This is a genomic window from Actinacidiphila sp. bgisy160 (genome assembly GCF_057707815.1).
Genome location: NZ_JBYIQW010000038.1, coordinates 43,417 through 66,980 on the forward strand (window position 1 = coordinate 43,417; position 23,564 = coordinate 66,980).

At 73.4% G+C, this 23,564-nt stretch carries 25 protein-coding genes; 21 read left to right on the top strand and 4 right to left on the bottom strand.

Annotated features, from left to right (window positions below; all coding sequences use genetic code 11):
- The first annotated feature begins 543 nt into the window (after nucleotides 1-543).
- Nucleotides 544-1,953 (top strand): GH1 family beta-glucosidase, encoded by a 1,410-nt coding sequence (locus tag AC3EUJ_RS25930; protein ID WP_431965329.1) that lies wholly within the window; start codon nucleotides 544-546, stop codon nucleotides 1,951-1,953.
- A 141-nt stretch (nucleotides 1,954-2,094) separates the two neighbouring features.
- On the top strand, nucleotides 2,095-2,226 hold the full coding sequence (locus AC3EUJ_RS25935) for a hypothetical protein (RefSeq protein ID WP_431965331.1): 132 nt from the start codon (nucleotides 2,095-2,097) through the stop codon (nucleotides 2,224-2,226).
- Nucleotides 2,227-2,267: 41 nt separating this feature from the next.
- Here AC3EUJ_RS25935 and rsgA read toward each other — a convergent pair whose 3' ends face one another.
- On the bottom strand, nucleotides 2,268-3,389 hold the full coding sequence (rsgA, locus tag AC3EUJ_RS25940) for a ribosome small subunit-dependent GTPase A (RefSeq protein ID WP_431965333.1): 1,122 nt from the start codon (nucleotides 3,387-3,389) through the stop codon (nucleotides 2,268-2,270).
- Between the two features lie 230 nt (nucleotides 3,390-3,619).
- Entirely contained in the window at nucleotides 3,620-4,684 is a 1,065-nt protein-coding gene (locus AC3EUJ_RS25945; RefSeq protein WP_431965335.1) for a hypothetical protein, read from the bottom strand.
- 285 nt (nucleotides 4,685-4,969) lie between these two features.
- Between AC3EUJ_RS25945 and AC3EUJ_RS25950 the strand changes: the two genes are divergently transcribed.
- The 5 genes from AC3EUJ_RS25950 to AC3EUJ_RS25970 all read left to right on the top strand — a co-directional run bounded on the left by AC3EUJ_RS25950 (nucleotide 4,970) and on the right by AC3EUJ_RS25970 (nucleotide 7,469).
- A complete protein-coding gene (locus tag AC3EUJ_RS25950) occupies nucleotides 4,970-5,320 on the top strand; it encodes a RodZ family helix-turn-helix domain-containing protein (protein ID WP_431965337.1) in 351 nt (116 codons plus the stop codon).
- Nucleotides 5,317-5,955, top strand: coding sequence for a class F sortase (locus AC3EUJ_RS25955; protein WP_431965339.1), 639 nt, complete (start codon nucleotides 5,317-5,319; stop codon nucleotides 5,953-5,955). Before AC3EUJ_RS25950 ends, AC3EUJ_RS25955 begins: the two co-directional genes overlap by 4 nt.
- A gap of 75 nt (nucleotides 5,956-6,030) precedes the next feature.
- Nucleotides 6,031-6,549 (top strand): RNA polymerase sigma factor, encoded by a 519-nt coding sequence (locus AC3EUJ_RS25960; protein ID WP_431965341.1) that lies wholly within the window; start codon nucleotides 6,031-6,033, stop codon nucleotides 6,547-6,549.
- Nucleotides 6,533-7,000: a hypothetical protein gene (locus AC3EUJ_RS25965; protein WP_431965342.1), complete on the top strand. Its 468-nt coding sequence runs from the start codon at nucleotides 6,533-6,535 to the stop codon at nucleotides 6,998-7,000. Before AC3EUJ_RS25960 ends, AC3EUJ_RS25965 begins: the two co-directional genes overlap by 17 nt.
- A 76-nt stretch (nucleotides 7,001-7,076) precedes the next feature.
- Complete coding sequence (locus AC3EUJ_RS25970) at nucleotides 7,077-7,469, top strand: VOC family protein (RefSeq protein ID WP_431965344.1); 393 nt, start codon at nucleotides 7,077-7,079, stop codon at nucleotides 7,467-7,469.
- Between the two features lie 185 nt (nucleotides 7,470-7,654).
- Here the strand turns inward: AC3EUJ_RS25970 and AC3EUJ_RS25975 are convergent, their stop codons facing one another.
- Together AC3EUJ_RS25975 and AC3EUJ_RS25980 are read right to left on the bottom strand one after the other, a co-directional pair.
- Complete coding sequence (locus tag AC3EUJ_RS25975) at nucleotides 7,655-8,332, bottom strand: helix-turn-helix domain-containing protein (RefSeq protein WP_431965346.1); 678 nt, start codon at nucleotides 8,330-8,332, stop codon at nucleotides 7,655-7,657.
- 44 nt (nucleotides 8,333-8,376) lie between these two features.
- Nucleotides 8,377-9,537 carry a YihY/virulence factor BrkB family protein gene (locus AC3EUJ_RS25980; RefSeq protein WP_431965348.1) on the bottom strand — a complete coding sequence of 387 codons (1,161 nt, stop codon included), beginning with the start codon at nucleotides 9,535-9,537 and terminating at the stop codon, nucleotides 8,377-8,379.
- A gap of 18 nt (nucleotides 9,538-9,555) precedes the next feature.
- Here AC3EUJ_RS25980 and AC3EUJ_RS25985 point away from each other — a divergent pair, with 18 nt between their 5' ends.
- From AC3EUJ_RS25985 to AC3EUJ_RS26050, 14 genes are all read left to right on the top strand, one after another.
- Complete coding sequence (locus AC3EUJ_RS25985; RefSeq protein WP_431965350.1) at nucleotides 9,556-11,190, top strand: acyl-CoA dehydrogenase family protein; 1,635 nt, start codon at nucleotides 9,556-9,558, stop codon at nucleotides 11,188-11,190.
- 355 nt (nucleotides 11,191-11,545) lie between these two features.
- On the top strand, nucleotides 11,546-12,838 hold the full coding sequence (locus AC3EUJ_RS25990; protein ID WP_431965352.1) for a helix-turn-helix domain-containing protein: 1,293 nt from the start codon (nucleotides 11,546-11,548) through the stop codon (nucleotides 12,836-12,838).
- A 72-nt stretch (nucleotides 12,839-12,910) separates the two neighbouring features.
- Nucleotides 12,911-13,489 carry a GNAT family N-acetyltransferase gene (locus AC3EUJ_RS25995; protein ID WP_431965354.1) on the top strand — a complete coding sequence of 193 codons (579 nt, stop codon included), beginning with the start codon at nucleotides 12,911-12,913 and terminating at the stop codon, nucleotides 13,487-13,489.
- Nucleotides 13,490-13,515: 26 nt separating this feature from the next.
- Nucleotides 13,516-14,553, top strand: coding sequence for a carbohydrate kinase family protein (locus AC3EUJ_RS26000; protein WP_431965356.1), 1,038 nt, complete (start codon nucleotides 13,516-13,518; stop codon nucleotides 14,551-14,553).
- A 93-nt stretch (nucleotides 14,554-14,646) separates the two neighbouring features.
- Nucleotides 14,647-14,730, top strand: coding sequence for a putative leader peptide (locus AC3EUJ_RS26005; RefSeq protein ID WP_322975673.1), 84 nt, complete (start codon nucleotides 14,647-14,649; stop codon nucleotides 14,728-14,730).
- A 168-nt stretch (nucleotides 14,731-14,898) separates the two neighbouring features.
- Nucleotides 14,899-16,593 (top strand): nitrite/sulfite reductase, encoded by a 1,695-nt coding sequence (locus tag AC3EUJ_RS26010; protein ID WP_431965358.1) that lies wholly within the window; start codon nucleotides 14,899-14,901, stop codon nucleotides 16,591-16,593.
- Nucleotides 16,590-16,769 (top strand): hypothetical protein, encoded by a 180-nt coding sequence (locus AC3EUJ_RS26015; RefSeq protein WP_431965360.1) that lies wholly within the window; start codon nucleotides 16,590-16,592, stop codon nucleotides 16,767-16,769. The genes AC3EUJ_RS26010 and AC3EUJ_RS26015 overlap by 4 nt, the downstream gene beginning before the upstream one ends.
- Nucleotides 16,766-17,473, top strand: a complete 708-nt coding sequence (locus AC3EUJ_RS26020; RefSeq protein ID WP_431965362.1) for a phosphoadenylyl-sulfate reductase — start codon at nucleotides 16,766-16,768, stop codon at nucleotides 17,471-17,473. Before AC3EUJ_RS26015 ends, AC3EUJ_RS26020 begins: the two co-directional genes overlap by 4 nt.
- Nucleotides 17,474-17,505: 32 nt before the next feature.
- The gene (gene cysC / locus AC3EUJ_RS26025; protein WP_431965364.1) at nucleotides 17,506-18,051 is read left to right on the top strand and encodes an adenylyl-sulfate kinase; all 546 of its coding nucleotides are present in this window, start codon (nucleotides 17,506-17,508) and stop codon (nucleotides 18,049-18,051) included.
- Nucleotides 18,052-18,196: 145 nt separating this feature from the next.
- Nucleotides 18,197-19,132, top strand: coding sequence for a sulfate adenylyltransferase subunit CysD (gene cysD, locus AC3EUJ_RS26030; RefSeq protein WP_431965366.1), 936 nt, complete (start codon nucleotides 18,197-18,199; stop codon nucleotides 19,130-19,132).
- Nucleotides 19,133-19,134: 2 nt separating this feature from the next.
- A complete protein-coding gene (locus AC3EUJ_RS26035) occupies nucleotides 19,135-20,484 on the top strand; it encodes a sulfate adenylyltransferase subunit 1 (protein ID WP_431965368.1) in 1,350 nt (449 codons plus the stop codon).
- A gap of 224 nt (nucleotides 20,485-20,708) precedes the next feature.
- Nucleotides 20,709-21,836: an ABC transporter substrate-binding protein gene (locus AC3EUJ_RS26040; RefSeq protein WP_431965370.1), complete on the top strand. Its 1,128-nt coding sequence runs from the start codon at nucleotides 20,709-20,711 to the stop codon at nucleotides 21,834-21,836.
- Nucleotides 21,837-21,889: 53 nt separating this feature from the next.
- Nucleotides 21,890-22,684, top strand: a complete 795-nt coding sequence (locus AC3EUJ_RS26045; RefSeq protein ID WP_431965372.1) for an ABC transporter ATP-binding protein — start codon at nucleotides 21,890-21,892, stop codon at nucleotides 22,682-22,684.
- Entirely contained in the window at nucleotides 22,671-23,564 is an 894-nt protein-coding gene (locus AC3EUJ_RS26050; protein WP_431965374.1) for an ABC transporter permease, read from the top strand. The genes AC3EUJ_RS26045 and AC3EUJ_RS26050 overlap by 14 nt, the downstream gene beginning before the upstream one ends.

The following is a 23,564-nucleotide window of genomic DNA, read 5'->3' on the forward strand; positions in this document are numbered from 1 at the left end:
CGACGGTGCGGTTCTCCCGCCCGCCCGCCCTCCCCCAGCCTTCGGCCGGGGTGCCCCCACCGACCCCGCCCCTCCGTATCGCCTGCGCCCGACGGCCGGTGGGGGTGCGGGCAGGCAATCCACCGCACGCGTAAGGGCACCCCCAGTGGTAGCCGGGGAAGGCCGGACACAACCCCACAACGCGCCGCACCTGCCCGGCATGGCGGTGGCACGCAGCGGTGGCTGGGTGAGGGACGACCGACCCCCACCTCGTCCGGCCGCCAGTCGCCCACACGACCGGAGGGGGTATGGCGGGGTGCGCCCGTGGGGGCACCTGCCGGCGGTGGCCGGGGGAGACGAGCGGCGGACCCGGTGCCGAACGATCTCCGGGTGAACCGCGAGCGCTGTGAGGATGCCTGCGGCCGAAGGCTCATTCCGGCATGCGCAGGCCCGCACCGACCGCACCGACCGCACCGGGCAATCAGGAGGGGACGGGCGGGCGCCCGCCGCGGGCGCGAACAACCCGCACACAACAACCGGCCGCATACACACAAGGAGCACCACATGACCACGACCGCGCCCCGCACGAGCCACGCGCCGCACGCGACGCTGGCGTTCCCCGGAAAGTTCCGGTGGGGCGCCGCCACCGCGGCCTACCAGATCGAGGGCGCCGCCCGCGAGCACGGCCGCACCCCCTCGATCTGGGACACCTTCAGCCACACGCCCGGCAAGGTGCGCAACGGCGACACCGGGGACATCGCCGCCGACCACTACCACCGCATGCGCGAGGACGTCGCGCTCATGGCCGAGCTGGGCCTCACGGACTACCGCTTCTCCGTGTCGTGGCCGCGCGTGCAGCCCACCGGCCGGGGCCCGGCCGTGCAGAAGGGGCTCGACTTCTACCGCGCCCTGGTCGACGAACTGCTCGACCACCGCATCCGCCCCGTCCTGACCCTGTACCACTGGGACCTCCCGCAGGAGCTGGAGGACGCCGGGGGCTGGCCCGCCCGCGACACCGCGGAGCGCTTCGCCGAGTACGCGGGGCTCGTCGCCAACGCGCTCGGCGACCGGGTGCCGTTGTGGACGACGCTGAACGAGCCGTGGTGCTCGGCGTTCCTGGGCTATGCGCAGGGCGTGCACGCGCCGGGCCGGACGGAGCCGGAGGCGGCGCTGCGGGCGGCGCACCATCTGCTGCTGGGGCACGGCCTCGCGGTCGGTGTACTGCGCGAACGGCTTCCGGTGCCGGCGCAGGTGTCGCTGACGCTGAACCTCGCGGCGGTGCGCCCGCACACCGGGAGCGCCGCCGACGCGGAGGCGGCCCGGCGGGTCGACGCGCTGGCCAACCGGATCTGGCTGGACCCGGTGTACCGCGGCTCCTACCCGGAGGACCTGCGGCGGGACACGGCCGCGCTGACGGACTGGTCGTTCGTGAAGAACGGCGACCTCGCGGTGATCTCCCGTCCGGTGGACGCGCTGGGCCTCAACTACTACGCCCCGGCCGTGGTGGCCGCGGGCACCCACGCGGGGCCGTCGCCGTGGCCTGGGGCCGAGGGGCACGTGCGGTTCGTGCCGGCGCCGGGGCCGCGGACGGCGATGGACTGGCCGGTGGACGCCGACGGCCTGCACGAACTCCTTCTGCGGCTGCGGGACGAGCTGCCGCACACGCCGCTGCTGATCACCGAGAACGGCGCCGCGTACGACGACTACGCCGACCCCGAGGGCGAGGTCCACGACCCGGAGCGGATCGCGTACCTGCGCGCGCACCTGGCCGCGGTGCACCGGGCGATCGCGGACGGCGCCGACGTCCAGGGCTACTTCCTGTGGTCGCTGCTGGACAACTTCGAGTGGGCGTACGGCTACGGCAAGCGGTTCGGCGTGGTGCACGTGGACTTCGCGAGTCAGCGCCGCACGCCGAAGGACAGCGCCCGCTGGTACGCCGGGGTCGTCGCCCGGGGCGGCCTGCCGTCGGCATGAGCCGCGCATGCGGACAACTCGGGCCGATGGCACGTGAGTTGGCCCGCCTCGCGTGTGAGACGGTGCGGCCAAGGGAAGGTCACGTTCGGACATCGAAGGTGAAGGGGCGGTAAAACGCACCGCGAACGGGCTGGAGGAGCCATGGTCTACTCGATCGTCCTCGGCGTCGTCATCGTCGCACTCGGCCTCGGCAGCATCGTCTACACCTTCTGGCACGAGGGCAGTCCGCTGACCCTGCGCCGCGGCGGCGAGCGCCACAACGGGGCCGGATGACCGCCGGCCCGGCTCCCCGTGGGGAGCCGGGCCGGGTCCGGTCAGTACACCTTGCGGTGGCCGCCGCCGCGCTTGCGCTCGTACATCTCGCGCCCCGCGGCGGAGCGCAGCTTCCACTCGCGCCGCATCCCGGCGCGGAGCCGGGCGTCGGTGCGGGAGGCGATCCACGCGTTCTCACGGAGCAGCTTGCGGTAGCTGTCGAGCCGGCGATGGGTCAGGACGCCGTCCTCCAGGGCCGCGAGGACCGCGCAACCGGGCTCGGAGTCGTGCGAGCAGTCCTGGAAGCGGCATTCTCCGGCCAGCGCCTCGATGTCGGAGAACGTCTGGGTGAGACCGGCGTCGGCGTCCCACAGGCCGACGCCGCGCAGTCCCGGGGTGTCGATGATCACCCCGCCGCCGGGCAGCGGCAGCATGTCGCGGGTGGTCGTGGTGTGCCGTCCCTTGCCGTCGCTGTCGCGGATGGCCTGCACCTCCTGGACCTCGCGGCCCAGCAGGGCGTTGGTGAGCGTGGACTTGCCCGCGCCCGACTGCCCGAGCAGCACGGACGTGGTGCCGGCCAGCGCCTTCGCCACACCCGGTACGCCCTCGCCGGAGGCGGCGCTGACGACCAGGACCTCCACGCCGGGCGCCGCGCCGCGGGCGTCGCCGCGCAGGTGGGCCGGGTCGTCGACGAGGTCGGCCTTGGTGAGGACGACCAGCGGCTGGGCGCCGCTGGTCCACGCCAGGGACACGAAGCGTTCGAGCCGCCCGAGGTCGAGTTCGGCGGCGATCGACACGGCGATGACCGCCAGGTCGACGTTGGCCGCGAGGACCTGTCCCTCGGAGCGCTTGGAGGAGGTGGAGCGGACGAAGGTGGTGCGACGCGGCAGCAGGGCGCGTACCGCGGGGCCGGTCGCCGGCGTCTCGTCGACGGCGGCCCAGTCGCCGGTGCAGGCGATCCCCATGGGGTCGCGGGTGAAGACGTCCTCGGTGCCGGCGCGTACGGTCCTCAGACCGCACGCGCCGTTGGGGAGGACGACGTCGCACAGCCCGCGGTCGACGCGGACGATGCGGCCGGGTGTGAGTCCCCGCTCCGCGTGGACGGCGAAGTCGGAGTCGAATGCGGAGTCCCAGCCGTAGGCGGTGAGCGCGGTGGACGGCTGCGGGACGGATCCGTTGGTCAACGGAGGAAAGCCCTTCGGGAGGGCGGTCGCGCGCGGCTGTGCCGTCGGGTGCTTCGCGACGGGCTGGGTCAGCCGGCGACCGCTGAGGTGGGGTTGATGATCTTCTGGATGCGGGCAGCGCCCATCACGGCGACAGTCATCGTTCCAACACCTCCCGGTTCTCTGGCGGTCCGACGGCGTCACCTTAGCCGGTGTGCCGGCGGACCCCGCAACTGGTTTTCCGCGGACGCTCACGCCGTCCCGGCGTAGCGCTCCCCCGCGTACTCCCGTACCACCGGGACGACGGCCGCCGCTCCGCCGGGCAGCCGGTCCAGGCGCACCAGGGCGAAGGCCTGGTGGCCGTCGACCAGGTAGGGGGGGTTGTCGTGCGGACGGCTGCCCGGCAGCGGCCACACCACCAGCCACGGACGGGTGTCGTCGGTGGTCGGCGGACGGCCGACCGTGACGGCCGCGATGTCCCGCCAGGAGAAGAAGGACTCCTCGCGGGTGACCTCGCGCATGCCGATGCCGGCGGGCCCGACGCGTAGGCGCAGCGGCTTGCGCCAGCGCCGGTACGAACGGCCCGCGAGGGACCAGCAGCCGATCGCGCCGAGCGGCCCGAGGGCGCTGAAGGGCTCGGGGCCGACGATGCGGCCGTGGACGAGTTCCCACAACGAGTAGCTGAAGACGCCGGCCGGCGCCGCCCAGACCAGGGTCCAGGTGCCGGCCCGCCGTCCGTCGACGAACTGCCGCTCCCCGCCGGGCACCCGCGGTTCCGGCCCCGACACCGTCACCGGGATCGGCGGCCGCACGGCGCGCGGCGCGGTCTCGAAGGCGGCGCCGCCGTGCTCGGCGAGCACGGCCGTCAACTCCGGGACGCTCTGGTCGAGGTCCTCGCAGTCGACGAGTGTGTAGTGCGGCCGGTTGTCCCAGCTGCGGTCGGGCTTGCGGGCGAACGTGACGCCCGGTGCCGTCCAGAGCGTGAGCCGCGGTTTCGGCGGCGTGCTGGTCTCGCGGTCCTCACCGATGCCGGGGCCGTGCCACAGGGACACCGCGTCGATCTGTTCCCAGGCGAGTTCCGCGTCGTGCAGCGTGATGCCGAACGCGTCGATCCGCAGCCGGAACGGCTGACGCGCCTTGCGCAGGTCCCTCGCCCCTCCCCAGGCCGACACGCCCGCCAGGAACCCCAGCATCGAAGGGCCCGTCGCGTTCCGCGAGGCGACCAGCCACACCAGCGCCACCGCGATCACGGCCAGACCACCGGTCAGCCGGCGCCGACCGCGTCTTCCGAGTGTCCGCTCTACCGTGAACTCCACGGTTCCCGCCCCCTTTGACGTCCCCACCCGGACCTCATGATGCGCGCGCGGGGGCGTGAGGCTGCGGCCGTGAGCTGGGTGTTGCCCAACCGTGACGCCCGGCCCGGCGGGGGCTCCGGCCGGTCGCCGCCGCGTCGCCCGCTGTTCACCGAGGGCACCTCGAAGGCACCTTTGCCTGTTCTTTACAACCTGTCCCCGGGCCGCCTCGTCTCTCCGCGCGATCAGTTGCCAGAACCCGCCCGTGCCCCACCGGGCCAGGGGCGGGGTGACGAAGGAGAGCGATACATGCGCAGGAGTGTTCTCACGGCTGCGGCCGTCGCGTGCGCCGCGGTGCTGGCGGGGACGGCGCCCGCGTTCGCCGACGGGCCGAGCGCGCAGCCCTCGCCGGCGCGCAGCACCGCGCCGAGCGAAGCGCCGTCCGCAGTGCCGTCCGCAGTGCCGTCCGCGGCTCCGTCGCGGACGGCACCGCGTCAGGTCGACGCGGTGCCGGCGGGCGCGCCCGACACCGGCGTGCAGTCCCCGGCCGCCTCGCAGGGGCCTGACGGCACGGTGGTGGCGGCCGCCGGGGGCGGCCTGCTGCTCCTGGCCGTCGGCACGTTCGTGGTGACGCGGCGCAGGCGCACCACCGCCGGATGACCCCGGGCGCGAGGTGGGCCGCGGCCTTGGCGGTGCTGGCCGTGCTGCCCTGGGCGGGCGGGTGCGCCGGCGGTTCCGGTGACGTGCGTGTCGCCGCGCCGCCCGTCGCCTCCGCCTCCGCCCCGGCCGCGGCCGGCCGGACGCACTCGTCCCCTCCGTCCCCGCTCGCCCGCTCGGTACCGGTGCGGCTGCGGATCCCGGCGATCGGGGTCGACACCCCGGTCATGGAGCTGGGGCTGGCCCCGGACGGCACGGTGGAGGTCCCGCCGGTGGCGCGGCACTCGCCCGCCGGCTGGTACCGGCACTCCCCCGCGCCGGGACAGCTCGGCCCGTCGGTGCTCCTCGCCCACGTCACCGTGGGCCGGTTCGGCGACGGGGTCTTCCGCCACCTGGCACGGCTGCGCCCGGGCGACCGGATCGTGGCCGGGCTGCGGGACGGCGCGTCGGCGGAGTTCACCGTGGACCGGGTACGGACCGTGGCCAAGGAGCGCTTCCCGGCCCAGGAGGTCTACGGCGACGTGGACCGCCCCGAGCTGCGCCTGATCACCTGCGGCGGCCCCCGCACCGCGGACGGGAGCGGATACCGCGACAACGTCGTGGTGTACGCCTCCCTGACCTCGGTGGGCCGCGCCTGACGGCGGCCGGGCCGGGGACGGTGCGCCCCCGGCCCGGCCGTCCGGCGGCACACCAGCGTCATGATGAACGACGGAATGTGGAGAGTGTTGAAACGGTCTTCCCGGGACGAAGCGGCGTCAGAGCTGTTCGCCGCCCTCTACCCCCGCCTGGCCGGCTGGTGCCGACGGCTGGTCGACGACGACGAGACGGCCCACGAGATCGCCTCGGAGGCCTTCACCCGGCTGTGGGCGCGCTGGACGAGCGTGGACGAACCGCGCGGCTTCCTCTACGTCACGGCCGCCAACATCGTGCGCGACCACTGGCGGAAGACGGAGCGCGAACGCCGGGCCATGCGGCGCGCCACCGCGGAGGTCCTCGTCCACGGGCAGGGCGAGGGACGCGACGGGCGGACCGACCCCTCGGTGCGGATGCTCGTCCAGTCGCTGCCCGAGCGGCTGCGGGTGCCCATCCTGCTGTACTACTACGCCGACATGCCGGTCCGGGAGGTGGCGGCCGCGACGGGGCGGAAGGAAGGAACCGTGAAGGCCGACCTCCACGCGGCCAGGGAAATGCTGCGAGCCGGACTGAGGAGAAGCCTTGATCACACCCATTGAGGACCCGGACGAGGAGCGGGACTTGGAGCTGAGCGCCCTGCTGCGGCCCGGCACGGTCCTGCTCGGGCCGCCGCCCGGCCGGTTCCGGGAGGTCCGCCGCGCGGCGACGCGCCGGAAGCTGCTGCGGGCGGCCGCGGGAGCAGGGGCGTCTTTGGCGGTGGCGGCGGTCGTCGCCGTGCCGCTGCACCTGATGTCCGCCGCCCCGGGGCAGGGCCCCGCGGTCGGGCCGGCCGTGCCCGCGGTGTCCGTCCCCCCGGCGGCCGACCCCCCGCCGTCGCCACGCCCCAGCACGTCCCCCGTCCCGGAACCGTCCGAGACCCCCGGCCCGGACCGCCGCATCGGCACCCCCGACCCGCGCCGCACGTCCACCTCCGCCCGCCGGTCCGACTCCGTCTCGGCCACACCGCTCGGCCGCACCGCGGACGACCCCCCGGGCCGCCCCCGCGGCTGACCGGCTCCACGCCGCCTCGCCGCGCGTGTCCGATTCGTTCAAGACGGGCCGGGCGGCGCGACCCTACGGTTGCGGCATGACTCTTCGTTTCGATGTCGTCGAGATCGTCGTGGCCGACATGGCCGCCTCGCTGACCTTCTACCGCAGGCTGGGGCTGCGGATCCCCGCCGGGGCGGAGACCGAACCGCACGTGGAGGCGACGCTGCCCGGCGGGCTGCGGCTGGCGTGGGACACCGCGGAGACGATCCGGTCCTTCGACTCCTCGTGGACGCCGCCGCAGGGCGGTCACCGGATGGCGCTGGCCTTCACCTGTGACGGGCCGGAGGAGGTGGACGCGACGTTCGCCGAGCTGACCGGGGCCGGGTACGCGGGGCACGTGAAGCCCTTCGACGCGCCCTGGGGGATGCGGTACGCCGTGGTCCTGGACCCGGACGGGAACCCGGTCGACCTCTTCGCGAGGCTCTCCTGACCAGATGCCCCCGGGCCCCGGGCCGGCCTGAGCCGCGCGGGTGGGCAGGCGCCGGGAGGTGCCGCCGGCGGGTGGGCGCGAGACGGCGGGACAGCCGATCCACCCACCCCCGGCCCGGTCACCACGAACCCCGCCATCCCTGCGTGGACCCCCGACCGCTGGCCGCAAGAGCCCTCAAGAGCCCTCTACAGCAGCTCGCCGAGCGAGACACCGGCGAGGGCGCGGACGTCCCGGGCCAGATGGGCCTGGTCCGCGTATCCGGCGCGGGCGGCGACGTCGGCGAAGGAGTGGCCGCGGCGGGCCAGTCCCAGCGCGCGCTGGAGACGCAGGATGCGGGCGAGGGTCTTGGGCCCGTAGCCGAAGGCGTCCAGGCAGCGGCGGTGGAGCTGGCGTGCGCTGAGCCCGGTGGCGTCGGCGACGGCGCCGACGCGGGCGCCGGCCGCGAGGCTCGCGGCGATCCCCGGGCCCCAAGCGGGCGCCGCGCGCCGGACGTCCCGCGCGAGCACCAGGGACTCCAGGGCGGATCCGGGGTCGGCGGCCGCGGCGACGCGCGCGGTGAGCCGGCGTGTCTCGGCACCGGGCCACAGCTCGTCCAGCGGCACGCGGCGGTCGCGCAGTTCGTGCGCGGGCAGGCCGAACACGGCGGGGCCGACGCCGGGGGCGAAGCGCAGCCCCGCGTAACGCGTGCCGGGCGGGCTGCCGGAGAGGTGGGCGGTGGTGTCGGGCCCCGCGGCGAAGAGCCCGGTGTCCTCGCCCCAGATCAGGTCGATGCAGCCGTCGGGCAGCACGCGGGCGACCCCGGCACCGGCTGTCCTCGTCCACAGCACGGCGCCGGGCACCGTCGAGGTCCGCTCCCGGTACACCGCTCCAGCATGGCACCGGCCACCGACAGCGCGCCGGGTGCGGGTCAGTCGCGCGGCTGTTTCTTGCCGCCCTTGCCCGAGGGGCGGCGGCCGCGCAGCCTGGACCGCACGTCCTCCGGCGGCAGGAAGCCCGCCCACCGCTCGGGGAATTCCGCGGGCGGGTCCTCCGGGCCGACCTCGTCGTCCGGGCCGGACTCGAACGCGGCGCGGCGGGCGGCCGCCTCGGCGACGAGGTCGGCGGCGGCGCGTTCCCTGGCCCGGGCGTTCTCCTCGCGGGCGGCCGCGGTCTCGATCGAGGGCCACACCCGGTCGATGGCGGCGTTGACGGCCGCCCCGACGAGCACCGCGAAGGCCGACACGAAGATCCACAGCAGCACGGCGACGGGCGCGGCCAGTGAGCCGTAGATGGTGGGGCCCTCGACGGTCTGGGTGAGGTAGATGCGCAGCACGAAGCTGCCCAGGACCCACATCAGCAGGGCGACGGCAGCCCCCGGCATGTCCTCGTACCAGGGCGACCGCACCGGTACCGAGACGTGGTACAGCGTGGTGAGGAAGGCGATCGACAGCACGAGCACGACCGGCCAGTACAGTATCCGGATCACGGCCTCGCTCCACGGCAGGAACGACACCACGGCGTCCGGCCCGACGACCATCAGCGGCATGACGACGGCGCCGATCACCAGGGCGACGATGTAGAGCAGCAGCGCCAGCAGCCGCGTCTTGACGATGCCGCGCCTGCCCTCCAGCCCGTACATGATCGTGATCGTGTCGACGAAGACGTTGAGGGCGCGCGATCCGGACCACAGGGCGATGACGAAGCCGATGGAGATCACGTCGGGCCGCCCGCCGCCGAAGACGTCGTCGACCAGCGGCCGCATCAGCTGGTCGACGCCCTTGTCGGACAGGACGGTCGCGGCGGCCGTGAGGATGTTGCCCCGGATGTTGTCGATGGTGTCGGTGCCGATGATCCCGTCGACGTAGCCGATGGCGCCGACGAGGCTCAGCAGCAGCGGCGGCAGGGAGAGCAGCACGAAGAAGGCGGCTTCGGCGGCGAGTCCGGTGACGCGGTACTCCATGCAGGAGTCGACCGTGTCCTTGAGCAGCAGCCAGCCCACCTTGCGCTTGGACACGTTCCGGTAGAGGGCCCGCGCCCGGTGGAGGCGGCCTCGCCTGGGCCGCTCGGGTGTTTCGTCTGCTGCCTGCACGCGCCTACCGTAACTGTCATGAGTCCCCCCACACACACCGTGACCAACCAGGCTCCGCCCCTGGTCGGGTATGACGTGTACGCCGCCGACGCCGCCCTGGTGGAGGGGGTGGCACGGCACGTGGCGCCCGAGCTCCGTGACGAGGTCCACCGGGAGCTCGGCGACATCGGCCGGGTCGCCGGTTCCGGGCAGGCGCGGGGGTGGGCGGAGGCCGCCGACACCCATCCGCCGGTGCTGCGCACCCACGACCGGTACGGGCACCGGATCGACGAGGTGGAGTTCCACCCGGCCTGGCACCGGCTGCTGGGGCGGGCGGTCTCCTCGGGGCTGACCGACGCATGGTCCCGCCCCGCCGGTCACCTGCGGCGCGCGGCGGGTTTCCTGGTGTGGTCCCAGGCGGAGGCCGGACACGGCTGCCCGGTGTCGATGACGCACGCGGCGGTGCCGGCGCTGCGGGCCGACCCGGCGCTGGCCGCGGAGTGGGAACCCCGGCTGAGGTCGCGGGTTTACGACCCGCAGCTGGTGGCGCCGGGGCGCAAGCCCGGGGCTCTGTTCGGCATGGGGATGACCGAGAAGCAGGGCGGCTCCGATGTGCGGGCCGGCACGACGACGGCACAGCCGCTGGCGGAGGAGGGCACGTACCTGCTCACCGGGCACAAGTGGTTCTGCTCGGCGCCGATGTCGGACGCCTTCCTCGTCCTGGCGCAGGCCCCCGGCGGGCTGACCTGCTTCCTGCTGCCGCGGGTGCTGCCGGACGGCTCGCGCAACGTCTTCCTGATCCAGCGGCTCAAGGACAAGCTGGGCAACCGCTCCAACGCCTCGGCGGAGGTGGAGTTCGACGGCACGTGGGCACGCCGGGTCGGCGAGGAGGGGCGCGGGGTGGCGACCATCATCGAGATGGTGGCGGCCACCCGGCTGGACTGCGCGACCGGTTCCGCGGCGCTGATGCGCCAGGCGGTGGCGCAGGCGGTGCACCACGCCGGGCACCGCAGCGCGTTCGGCGGGCTGCTGATCGACAAGCCGCTGATGCGGAACGTCCTGGCGGACCTGGCGCTGGAGTCGGAGGCGGCCACCACGACCGTGCTGCGGCTGGCGGCCGCGTACGACGCGGACGACGAGCAGGAGCGGCACTTCCGGCGGCTGGCGGTGGCGGTCTCCAAGTACTGGGTCACCAAGCGCTGCGCGCCGCTGGTGGCCGAGGCGCTGGAGTGCCTGGGCGGCAACGGCTACGTGGAGGAGTCGGGACTGCCGCGGCTGTTCCGGGAGTCGCCGCTGAACTCGGTGTGGGAGGGCTCGGGCAACGTGCAGGCCCTGGACGTGCTGCGGGTGCTGCAGCGGGAGCCGCGCGCGCTGAACGCGTTCCTCGGCGAGATCGGCCTGGCGCGCGGCGCGGACCACCGGCTGGACAACGCGATCAAGTCGCTGCTGACGGAACTGGCCGACCTGGAAGGGGTCGAGGCACGGGCGCGCCGGGTCGTGGAGCGGATGGCGCTGGTGCTGCAGGGCTCGCTGCTGGTGCGGTTCGCCCCGGTGGAGGTCTCCGACGCCTTCTGTGCCTCGCGGCTCGGCGGCGACTGGGGGACGACCTTCGGCACGCTGCCGCGTGGCCTGGACCTGGCGGCGATCGTGGAGCGGGCGCACCCGCGGGTGTGAGGTGCGGCGCGGCGGCGGTCCGCCCGTGGTCCCCACGGAAGGACCGGGACCTTCGGGGAAACGTTCCGCCGCCGCGCCGCACTGAGGGTGGTGCCGCGCCGACTCGGCACCACCCCCGGTCTCGCCTCACCGTCGCACGGATTCAGGGTTCCGTACGAGTAGCGTGATGCGCGGTCACTGTCCGTCGAATGCGCGCATATTCGCAACCGTTGCAGACAGTTGCAAGGTATTGGCCGGATATCCCACCAGAGGGACCGGCCCGGCGGCACCATATGCACATGGTGTGGCAGCGGTTCACCGTCGCGGCCACTGCCGGGGCGCGCGAAGCGCTGCGCACACGGACGCGGGGAGCACCATGAGCCAGGTTCCGATCGACGCTCGGTCGTTGTCGGTCCAGTCCGTCCAGGAACCGCGCCGTTCCGCGCGGTTGCTGGCCGGCATGCGGGACGCCGCGCTGGGCGGCGGATCAGGGAGCACGGTGGCCAGACCGGTCATCCAGGACTCCTGGCGGCGCGCCCTGGACCTCGGTGTCGACCCGGACAACGGCAGTCACGCCGGCCTGCTGACCGCCGACGAGATCGAGGCTCGCAGGCGCCGCACGCCGCTGGGCGACGTGCTGCCCGCGCTGCGCGACGGCCTGGTCTCGGTCGCCGACGAGGCCCGGCACATCATGGTGGTCACCGACCCCGAGGGCCGGGTGCTGTGGCGGGACGGCAGTCTGGCCGTCCGCAGGAGCGCGGACCGGCTCGGCTTCGCCGAGGGCGCGTCGTGGTCGGAGGAGGCCGTGGGCACCAACGCGATCGGCACCGCCCTGGTCACCGGGCGGCCGGTGCAGGTGCACTCCTCCGAGCACTTCGTACGGGTGCACCACCAGTGGACCTGCGCGGCGGCTCCGCTGATCGACCCGCGCGACGGGCGGCTGCTGGGCGCGGTGGACGTCAGCGGGCCCGCGGCCGGCATGCACCCCGCGATGCTGTCGCTGGTGACCGCGGTGACCAAGGTCGCCGAGGCCGAACTGCGCAGCCTGCACTGGGCGGCCGTGGACCGGCTGCGCTCGCTCGCCGCCCCGTTGCTCTCGCGGATGCCGGGCCGGGCGGCGGTCGTCGACCCCAACGGCTGGACGGCGGCGGTGACCGGGATGCCGCCGGTGGAGCGGATCACGCTGCCCGCCGCGCCGAGCGCCGGGCGCACATGGGTGCCCGCGCTGGGCACCTGCACCCTGGAGCCGCTGCCGGGTGGCTGGCTGGTGCGGGTCGCACCGCCGCAGGAGGAGGTGACCGGGGCCGGGCACGTGGTGCTGGACCTCGGCCGTCCCCGCGCGTGGACGGTGAGCGTCTCCGGTGCGGCCGGGGGCTGGTCGCAGGAGCTCAGCCCGCGCCACGCCGAACTGCTCTTCGTGCTGGCCCTGCACCGGGACGGCCGCACCGCCGCGGAACTGGCCGGCGACCTGTTCGGCGACCCCTCCCGCACGGTGACGGTGCGCGCCGAGATGTCCCGCCTGCGCCGCACCCTGGCCGGGGTGCTCGACCACCGTCCGTACCGCTTCGCGGACGGCGTCGAGGTCGAGGTGGTGCGCCCCGCCCAGCCCGCGGACCTGCTGCCGCACTCGACGGCGCCGGCGGTGCGCCTGGCGCGCTTCGGGGGATGAGGGCCTGACCCGGACGGGCCGTGGCAGCGAGCCGGGGACCCGCCGGGCCCGCGAGGCCGCAGAATGTGGCGCATGAGCAATAGCGTCACGGTGACGACGTGGTCACTGGAGCAGACCTCCCACGCCGACCTGCGGGCCTCCCTGGAGCCGGACCCCGCGACGTCGGGCATCCGCATCGCGCGGGCCGGGGTGCCGTCCCCGGAGTTCAGCCGCTTCCTCTACACCTCGGTGGGGGCGGACTGCGCCTGGACGGACCGCCTGCCGTGGGGGTACGAGCAGTGGCGGTCCTTCCTGCAGCGCCCGGGTGTCGAGACCTGGGTGGCGTACGACCGGGACACCCCGGCCGGCTACATCGAACTGGACCCGCAGGACGACGGCCAGGTCGAGATCGCGTACTTCGGGCTGCTGCCCGTCTTCCGGGGGCGGCGGATCGGCGGGCACCTGCTGTCCGTCGGCATCGCGCGCGCCTGGGACCTGGCGGAGCGCTGGCCGGACCGCACCCCGACCAAGCGCGTGTGGGTGCACACCTGCAGCCTGGACGGGCCGCACGCGCTGGCCAACTACGAGAAGCGCGGCTTCCGCATCTTCCGCACCGAGACGGGGGAAGAGGAGAAGAGGCCCGTCACCGGGCCCTGGCCCGGAGCCCGTTAGGGACCGGCCGGCCGGAAGGGGCGGGCATGGACGTCGTCGGGGTCGGGGCCCTCAACCTGGACTTCATCACGGGCGCGTCCGCCCTGAACGGCAGCCCGGTGCTGGGCCGGCTCGCCGGGCACATGCGGCTGCGCCCGCCGCCGGAGAGCGGCGGCGAGCGCATGGTCGAGGAGCCCGCCGTCCGCGCCGGGCTGGAGTGGCTGCGGGCCGAGGGGGTGCCGCTGACGCCGGAACCGGGCGGCTCGGCGTTCAACACCCTGCACGCGCTGGGGCGTCTGGGCCGCGGGCTGCGGCTCGGGTACGTGGGTGTCGCGGGCCGGGACCCGCTGGGGGCGGCCGGCCCTCTCGCCGTCCTCGACGGGCTCGGCATCGACCGGCGGCTGGTGGCCCGGGACCCGGACCGGCTGTGCGGGATCTGCCTGTCCGTGCACGATGGCGGGGAGCGCACGCTGCTGACGCACACGGGGGCGAACACCGGCATCGCCGGCCATGTGCGGGAGCGTTTCGAGGAGATCGCCGGCTACCTGGCGTCGGCCCGTGTGGTCCATGTGACCTCCTTCCTGGACCCGGACGGCGGGGCGGCGCTGCACCGGCTGCTGGTGGAGGTGCGGCGGCGTTCGCCGCGGACGCTGATCAGCTTCGACCCGGGGCACACCTGGTCGGTGGAACCGACCGCCGATGTGCTGGCCATGGCGGCGATGAGCGACTGTCTGCTGGTCAACGGGCGGGAGTTCGAGCGGCTCGGCCGGGTACGGATCCGGCGGGACGGCGCGGCCGTGGTGAAGTACCCGGACCGGGTGGAGGTGCACCGGCCCGGAACCGTGGAGCGCTACGCCCATCGTCCGCTTCCGGACAGTCAGGTGGAGGACGCCACAGGGGCGGGCGACGTCTTCGCGGCGGGTCTGCTGGCGGCGCTGGTCGCGGACCGCGCCCTGCTCGGTGCGGGGGTGCGGCTGGGCTCGGCGCTGGCGGGCCACAAGCTGCGTCATGTGGGGACCCGCGGGCACGGTGCATTCCGGGCCATCGCGGCCGATTTCTTGCGCCCGGCACGTACTGCCAGGTGACGTACGACACGAACGTCTTACAATCCGAGATGCAGGCGTCCACGATACGGATAACGGTGGACTGCCCGGAGACCCGCGTGACACGCTTTCGACATGTCTCGCACTGGAATCGCCTTGGTAGGTCGGCTGCATGTCGATCTCGGACGCATGTCCAGCGCCATCTGTCAGGCGTGCTGAGCACTCGCCGCCGTCCCGTCCAGGACTGATCCGGCCGTCCCCGGTCTCGCGGGCGCAACGATGCGCCCACGCCCCCGCTTCCCCAGCGGCTTGGCGTATGCGCAGGCCAGGGTACTTGTTCACGCTACGACCAATCCTCTTCCAGCCTGCCAGAAGGACTGCATCGCCATGGCTTCCACCCCTGACAAGCCGAACGCCGCCGCGCGCCGCAAGGTGAGCCGCCACCGCGGCGAGGGCCAGTGGGCGGTCGGCCACATGACGCCGCTCAACGCCAACGAGCAGTTCAAGCGGGACGACGACGGTCTCAACGTGCGGACACGCATTGAGACGATCTACCGCCACCGCGGCTTCGACGCGATCGACGGCGCCGACCTGCGCGGGCGCATGCGCTGGTGGGGTCTGTACACCCAGCGCAAGCCCGGGATCGACGGCGGCAAGACCGCGATCCTGGAGCCGGAGGAGCTGGACGACAAGTTCTTCATGCTCCGGGTCCGCGTCGACGGCGGCCGTCTCACCACCGAGCAGCTGCGCGTCATCGGCGAGGTCTCGCAGGAGTTCGCCCGCGGCACCGCCGACATCACCGACCGGCAGAACATCCAGCTGCACTGGATCCGCATCGAGGACGTCGCCGAGATCTGGCAGCGCCTGGAGGCCGTGGGCCTGTCCACCACCGAGGCGTGTGGCGACACCCCACGGGTCATCCTCGGCTCGCCCGTCGCCGGGATCGCCGAGGACGAGATCATCGACGGCACCTGGGCCGTGGACGAGGCCCACCGCCGCATCGTCGGCAACAAGGAGTTCTCCAACCTCCCCCGCAAGTTCAAGTCGGCGATCTCCGGATCGCCCCTGCTGGACGTGGCCCACGAGATCAACGACGTCGCCTTCGTCGGCGTCCGCCACCCCGAGCACGGCCCGGGCTTCGACGTGTGGGTCGGCGGCGGCCTGTCCACCAACCCCAAGATCGGCGTGCGGCTCGGCGCGTGGGTGCCCCTGGAGGAGGTCCCCGACGTCTTCGAGGGCGTCATCTCGATCTTCCGCGACTACGGCTACCGGCGACTGCGCAACCGCGCCCGGCTGAAGTTCCTGGTCGCCGACTGGGGCGCGGAGAAGTTCCGGCAGGTGCTGGAGGACGAGTACCTGGGGCGCGAGCTGGCCGACGGCCCCGCCCCCGACCAGCCGGTCCGGCAGTGGCGGGACCACGTGGGCGTGCACCGCCAGAAGGACGGCCGCTACTACGTCGGCTTCGCGCCGCGCGTCGGCCGGGTGGACGGCACCACCCTCAGCAAGATCGCGGAACTCGCGGAGGCGCACGGTTCAGGCCGGCTGCGGACCACCGTCGAGCAGAAGATGATCGTGCTGGACGTCGAGCAGGACCGGGTCGACTCGCTCGTCGCGGGCCTGGAGGCGCTGGACCTGCAGGTGAGGCCCTCCCCCTTCCGGCGCGGCACGATGGCCTGCACCGGCATCGAGTTCTGCAAGCTGGCCATCGTCGAGACCAAGGCGCGCGGCTCCTCGCTGATCGACGAACTCGAGCGCCGGCTGCCGGAGTTCGACGAGCCGATCACGATCAACATCAACGGCTGCCCCAACGCCTGCGCCCGGATCCAGGTCGCCGACATCGGCCTGAAGGGCCAGCTGGTGCTGGACGACGAGGGCAGGCAGGTGGAGGGCTACCAGGTGCACCTGGGCGGCGCGCTGGGCCTGGAGGCCGGTTTCGGCCGCAAGGTCCGCGGCCTGAAGGTCACCGCGGACGAGCTGCCCGACTACGTCGAGCGCGTCCTGAAGCGGTTCCGGGCCGAGCGGACGGACGGCGAGCGCTTCGCGCACTGGGTGACGCGGGCGAGCGAGGAGGCTTTGTCGTGAGCGAACGTGCCGCACCGTTCCACTGCCCCTACTGCGGTGAGGAGGACCTGCACCCCGCGGAGCAGGGCCACGGCGCCTGGGAGTGCCGCTCGTGCAACCGCGCGTTCCAGCTGAGGTTCCTGGGCCTGCTGGCCCGGGGACTGCGGACCGAGACCCGTGAGGGAGGCATTTCGTGACCACCGCACAGCAGCACACCGCGGACGAGCTGCGGGCGCTGGCCGAGCAGGCGGGCCGCGACCTGGAGGACGCCCCGGCGCCCGACATCCTGCGCTGGGCCACCGCGACCTTCGGGTCCCGGTTCGCGGTCACCTCCTCGATGGAGGACGCGGTCGTGGCGCACCTGGCCTCGCGCGTCGCCCCGGGCGTCGACGTCGTCTTCCTCGACACCGGCTACCACTTCCCGGAGACCATCGGCACCCGTGACGCGGTCGCCGCCGTCATGGACGTGAACGTCATCACGCTGACGCCGCGTCAGACCGTGGCCGAGCAGGACGCCGAGTACGGGCCGCGGCTCCACGACCGCGACCCCGACCTGTGCTGCGCGCTGCGCAAGGTCAAGCCGCTGGAGGAGGGGCTGACCGGCTACGACGCCTGGGCCACCGGCCTGCGCCGTGACGAGTCCCCCACCCGCGCGCACACCCCCGTCGTCGGCTGGGACGACCGGCGCGGCAAGGTCAAGGTCTCCCCCATCGCCCGCTGGACGCAGGACGACGTGGACTCCTACGTCGCCGAGCACGGGGTGCTCACCAATCCGCTGCTCATGGACGGTTACGCCTCGGTCGGCTGCGCACCCTGCACCCGCCGGGTGCTGGAGGGCGAGGACGCCCGGGCCGGCCGGTGGGCGGGACGGGGCAAGACCGAGTGCGGGCTGCACGGCTGATGACGACGGAACGGACCTCCCGGGAGGGGCGGATGAGCGTGACGGACGCGGGCGCCACGGTGTGGCTCACCGGTCTGCCGAGCGCGGGCAAGACCACGATCGCCCAGGCGCTGGCCGGCCGGCTGCGCGGTGACGGGCACCGTGTGGAGGTCCTGGACGGCGACGAGATCCGCGAGTTCCTCTCCGCGGGCCTCGGCTTCGGCCGCGAGGACCGGCACACCAATGTGCAGCGGATCGGTTTCGTCGCCGAACTCCTCGCCTCCAACGGCGTCAAGGTGCTCGTACCGGTCATCGCGCCGTACGCCGGCAGCCGGGAGGCGGTCCGCAAGCGCCACGAGGCGCGGGGCACGACATACCTGGAGGTGCACGTCGCCACCCCGGTGGAGGTCTGCTCCGCGCGCGACGTGAAGGGCCTGTACGCCAAGCAGGCCGCGGGCGAGATATCCGGGCTGACCGGGGTCGACGACCCGTACGAGGCACCCGAGGTCCCCGATCTGCGGATCGAGACCCAGGACCACACCGTCGAGGACTCAGCGGCGCTGCTGACGGCACTGCTGGTGGAAAGGGGACTCGCGTGAACGGGGCGCACCTCCCGGCGACCGCCCGGGGGGCACGCGCGGCCACCGGGCCGCGGCCGAGCGACCAGCCGCCTGTTCGCCGCGCGGGCGGACACGGGGGCACCACCCAGGCGCGCGCTCTGGGGGAGAATGAAGGGAGCACAGCGTGACCACGGTAGTCGCGGTCGACGAGAGCACCGGCAATCCCTTCGCGCTGTCGCACCTGGACGCGCTGGAGTCGGAGGCGGTGCACATCTTCCGTGAGGTGGCGGGAGAGTTCGAGCGGCCGGTGATCCTCTTCTCCGGCGGCAAGGACTCCATCGTCATGCTCCACCTGGCGCTGAAGGCCTTCGCCCCCGCGGCGGTCCCCTTCTCGCTGCTGCACGTCGACACCGGCCACAACTTCCCCGAGGTGCTGGAGTACCGGGACCGTACGGTGGCGCGGCACTCCCTGCGGCTGCACGTCGCCTCGGTGCAGGACTACATCGACGACGGCCGGCTGCGCGAGCGCCCCGACGGGACCCGCAACCCGCTGCAGACGGTGCCGCTGACCGAGGCCATCCAGGAACACCGCTTCGACGCGGTCTTCGGCGGCGGCCGCCGCGACGAGGAGAAGGCCCGCGCCAAGGAGCGGGTCTTCTCGCTGCGCGACGAGTTCTCCCAGTGGGACCCGCGCCGCCAGCGCCCCGAGCTGTGGCAGCTCTACAACGGGCGGCACGCCCCCGGCGAGCACGTGCGTGTCTTCCCGCTGTCCAACTGGACGGAGCTGGACGTGTGGCAGTACATCGCCCGCGAGGGCATCGAGCTGCCGCGGATCTACTACGCCCACGAGCGCGAGGTGTTCCGGCGCGGCGGCATGTGGCTGACCGCGGGCGACTGGGGCGGCCCGAAGGACACCGAGACGGTGGAGACCCGGCTGGTCCGCTACCGCACGGTGGGCGACATGTCCTGCACCGGCGCGGTGGACTCCGACGCCGCCGGCATCGACGCCGTCATCGCCGAGATCGCCGCGTCCCGGCTCACCGAGCGGGGCGCCACCCGGGCCGACGACAAGCTCTCCGAGGCCGCGATGGAAGACCGCAAGCGTGAGGGGTACTTCTAGCCATGACCACCGGCACCACCGCCGAGCAGCTCTCGGCCACCTCTCTGCTGCGCTTCGCCACCGCGGGTTCCGTCGACGACGGCAAGTCAACGCTGGTCGGCCGGCTGCTGCACGACTCCAAGTCGGTGCTCGCCGACCAACTGGAGGCCGTCGAACTGGCCTCGGCACGCCGCGGCCAGGACACGCCAGACCTGGCGCTGCTCACGGACGGCCTGCGGGCCGAGCGTGAGCAGGGCATCACCATCGACGTGGCGTACCGCTACTTCGCCACGCCGCGGCGGCGGTTCATCCTGGCGGACACGCCGGGGCACGTGCAGTACACCCGGAACATGGTGACCGGCGCCTCGACCGCCGAGCTGACCGTGATCCTGGTGGACGCCCGCAACGGCGTCGTCGAGCAGACCCGGCGGCACGCGGCGGTCGCCGCCCTGCTGCGGGTTCCGCACGTGGTGCTCGCGGTCAACAAGATGGACCTGGCCGACTGGTCGGAGCCGGTCTTCGCGGCCATCGCCGAGGAGTTCACCGCCTATGCGGCCTCGATCGGCGTCCCGGAGATCACCGCGATCCCGATCTCGGCCCTGGCCGGCGACAACGTCGTGACGCCGTCGGCACACATGGACTGGTACGGCGGCCCGACCGTCCTGGAGCACCTGGAGACCGTCCCCGTCGGCACCGACCCCAGCGGGCAGCCGGCGCGCTTCCCCGTGCAGTACGTCATCCGGCCGCAGACCGCCGAGCACCCGGACTACCGCGGCTACGCGGGGCGGATCGCCTCCGGCGTGCTGCGCCTCGGCGACCCGGTGACGGTCCTGCCGTCCGGGCTGACCAGCACGATCAGCGGCATCGACGTGCTCGGCACCCCGGTGGAGGTGGCGTGGGCACCGCAGTCGGTGACGCTGCTGCTCGGCGACGACCTGGACATCTCGCGCGGCGACCTCATCGCGCCGTCCGACGCCGCCCCGGCGACCACCAGGGACGTCGAGGCGACCGTGTGCCACCTGCACGAGCGGCCGCTGAAGGTCGGCGCGCGCGTGCTGCTGAAGCACAGCACGCGAACGGTCAAGGCGATCGTGAAGCGGCTCCCGTACCGGATCGACCTGGCCCGGGGGCTGGAGCACCAGGACGAGCCGGGCGAGTTCGGCGTCAACGACATCGGCACGGTGGTGCTGCGCACCTCGGAGCCGCTGCCGCTGGACACGTACGCCGCCTCGCGGCTCACCGGTTCCTTCCTGCTGATCGACCCGGCGGACGGCGCCACGCTGACCGCCGGCATGGCGGGCGAGGCCTTCGCCGCCCGCACCGCCACGGCCGCGGGCGACGCGGCCGGTGACGACGAGGGATGGGATTTCTGATGGCGTTCGACGACGCCTTCGCCGGATTCGCCAAGGAGGGCGGTCGTGTCGGCAGCGGCTGTCTGGGCAGCGGCACGGGCGGTGTGACGCGATGTGCGCGTTGACCCCGTCCGAGCACCGCACCCGCGCCGCGCAAGCGGCACCGCACCACCGACGACCAGACAGCCACCACCCCGGCGCGCCCTAGAGAGCGCCGGCCGGGGCCATCGAGAGGACCGCCTCCCGTGACTGCCGATCGCACCACCGCCCCGAGAAAGTCCGCCCGTCGCCGCCTCCTGGCGGGCGCCGCCCTTCTGCCGCTGCTGGCCCTCGCCGCCTGCGGTTACGGCTCCGAGAAGAAGGACGACACCACCAACGCGGCCGCGAGCAGCGGCACCAGCAAGAAGCTGTCCGCCTCGACGGTGAAGATCGGTTACTTCGCCAACCTCACCCACGCCACCGCGCTGGTGGGCCTGAAGGAAGGCTTTTTCGCCGAGGAGCTCGGCTCGGGCACCACGATCAAGGAGTCGGTGTTCAACGCCGGGCCCGCCGAGATCGAGGCGCTCAACGCCGGCTCCATCGACATCGGCTGGATCGGCCCCTCCCCCGCGGTCAACGGCTGGACGAGGTCCGGCGGCAAGAGCCTGAAGATCATCTCCGGTTCGGCCTCCGGCGGCGTCAAGCTGGTCGTCGACCCGGACAAGATCAAGACGCTGAAGGACGTCAAGGGCAAGAAGATCGCCACCCCCCAGCTCGGCAACACCCAGGACGTGGCGTTCCTCAACTGGATCGCCGAGCAGGGCTGGAAGGTCGACGCGACCAGCGGCAAGGGCGACGTCTCCGTGGTCCGCACGGACAACAAGATCACCCCCGACGCCTACAGGGCCGGCTCCATCGACGGCGCCTGGGTGCCCGAGCCCACCGCCTCCAAGCTGGTCGCCGAGGGCGCGAAGGTGCTCCTGGACGAGAGCGGACTGTGGCCGGACAAGAAGTTCGTCATCACGAACGTGATCGTCTCCCAGACGTTCCTCAAGGAGCACCCGGACGTCGTCGAGGCCGTGCTGCGCGGCTCGGTGAAGACCAACGCCTGGATCAACGCCAACCCGGACAAGGCGAAGGCCGACGCCAACGCCCAGCTGGAGAAGCTCTCCGGCAAGCCGCTGCCGGCCGACGTCATCGACCCCGCGTGGAGCAGCATCCAGGTCATCGACGACCCGCTGGCGTCCACCCTGCGGACCGAGGCCGACCACGCCGTCACCGCCGGCCTGCTGGAGAAGCCCGCCCTCAAGGGCATCTACGACCTGACTCTCCTCAACAAGGTCGCCGAGGCCTACGGCAAGCCCGCCGTGGACGACGCCGGTCTCGGCGGCTGACGCCCGGCAGCACCCCATGAAGCCCGCAGCCCCAGCCCTCAGGAGGTGACGCCATGGCCACCGCACTCACCAGGCAGCCCGCCGTGCCGGTCGACGCGGCTCCCTACGCCGCACGGCTCGAGCACGTCTCGAAGTCCTTCGGCCGTCCCGGCGCGGAATCACACGTGCTGGACGACATCAGCATCGACGTCGCCCCCGGCGAGTTCGTCTGCCTCCTGGGGGCCTCGGGCTGCGGCAAGTCCACCCTGCTCAACCTGGTCGCGGGACTCGACCGGCCGACCGCCGGGCGCATCGAGACCCCGGGCGGCCGCCCGGCCCTGATGTTCCAGGAGCACGCCCTGTTCCCGTGGCTCACCGCGGGCAGGAACATCGAACTCGCCCTGCGCATGCGGGGCGTACCGCGCGCCGAGCGGCGACCGGAGGCCGAGCGACTGCTGGAGGTCGTCCGGTTGAAGGGCGCGTACGGCAGGCGGGTGCACGAGCTGTCCGGCGGGATGCGGCAGCGTGTCGCGCTGGCCCGCGCCCTGGCGCAGGACAGCCGGCTGCTGCTGATGGACGAACCGTTCGCCGCGCTCGACGCCATCACCCGCGACGTCCTGCACGGGGAACTCACCCGCATCTGGGCCGAGACCCGCCTGTCGGTGCTCTTCGTGACCCACAACGTCCGCGAGGCGGTGCGGCTCGCGCAGCGGGTCGTGCTGCTCTCCTCACGGCCGGGACGCATCGCCCGGGAATGGGCGGTCGACATCCCGCAGCCGCGCCGCATCGAGGACCCGGCGGTCGCCGAGCTGTCCGTCGAGATCACCGAGCACCTCCGGGGGGAGATCCGCCGTCATGGCCGGCACTGAGACGAAGGCAGAGGCAGGGCCGGGCGGCGACCTCGCGGGACTGGAGGCCGGGCTCGACGCGCTGGAGACCAGGTCCGCGACCCGGGTGCCGCCGGCCCGCGTGCTGCTCCGGAAGGCCGTTCCCCCGGTCGTCGCCCTCGCGCTGGTTCTGGTGGTGTGGCAGCTCGCGTACCACTTCGAGGTCAAGCCGCACTACCAGCTGCCCAGTCCGGCGGAGGTCGGCCGGGCCCTGCAGGACAAGTGGCTGGACGGCACCCTCCTGGGCTACGTGTGGACCAGCCTGTCGCGCGGCGCGCTGGGCTTCGCGGCCTCCGTCGCCATCGGCACGCCGCTCGGGCTCGTCGTGGCGCGGGTCCGGCCGGTGCGGGCGGCGATCGGGCCGATCCTGTCCGGCCTGCAGTCCCTGCCGTCGGTGGCGTGGGTGCCCGCGTCGATCATCTGGTTCGGGCTGTCGGACGCCACGATCTACTGCGTCGTGCTGCTGGGCGCGGTCCCGTCGATCGCCAACGGACTGGTGGCAGGCGTCGACCAGATCCCGCCGCTGTTCCTGCGGGCGGGCCGCACCATCGGCGCCACCGGCATCCACGCCGTGCGCCATGTGCTGCTGCCGGCCGCCCTTCCCGGCTACCTCGCCGGCCTCAAGCAGGGCTGGGCCTTCTCCTGGCGCTCGCTGATGGCCGCCGAGCTCATCGCCACCTCCCCCGACCTGGGCGTCGGCCTCGGACAGTTGCTGGAGCAAGGGCGCGAGCTGTCCGACATGCCGAGCGTGCTGGCCGCGATCCTGCTCATCCTGGCCGTCGGCATCGGCATCGAACTGCTCGTGTTCGCACCGCTGGAGCGGTCGGTGCTGCGCGGCCGCGGCCTGTTCGCACGGGGCTGA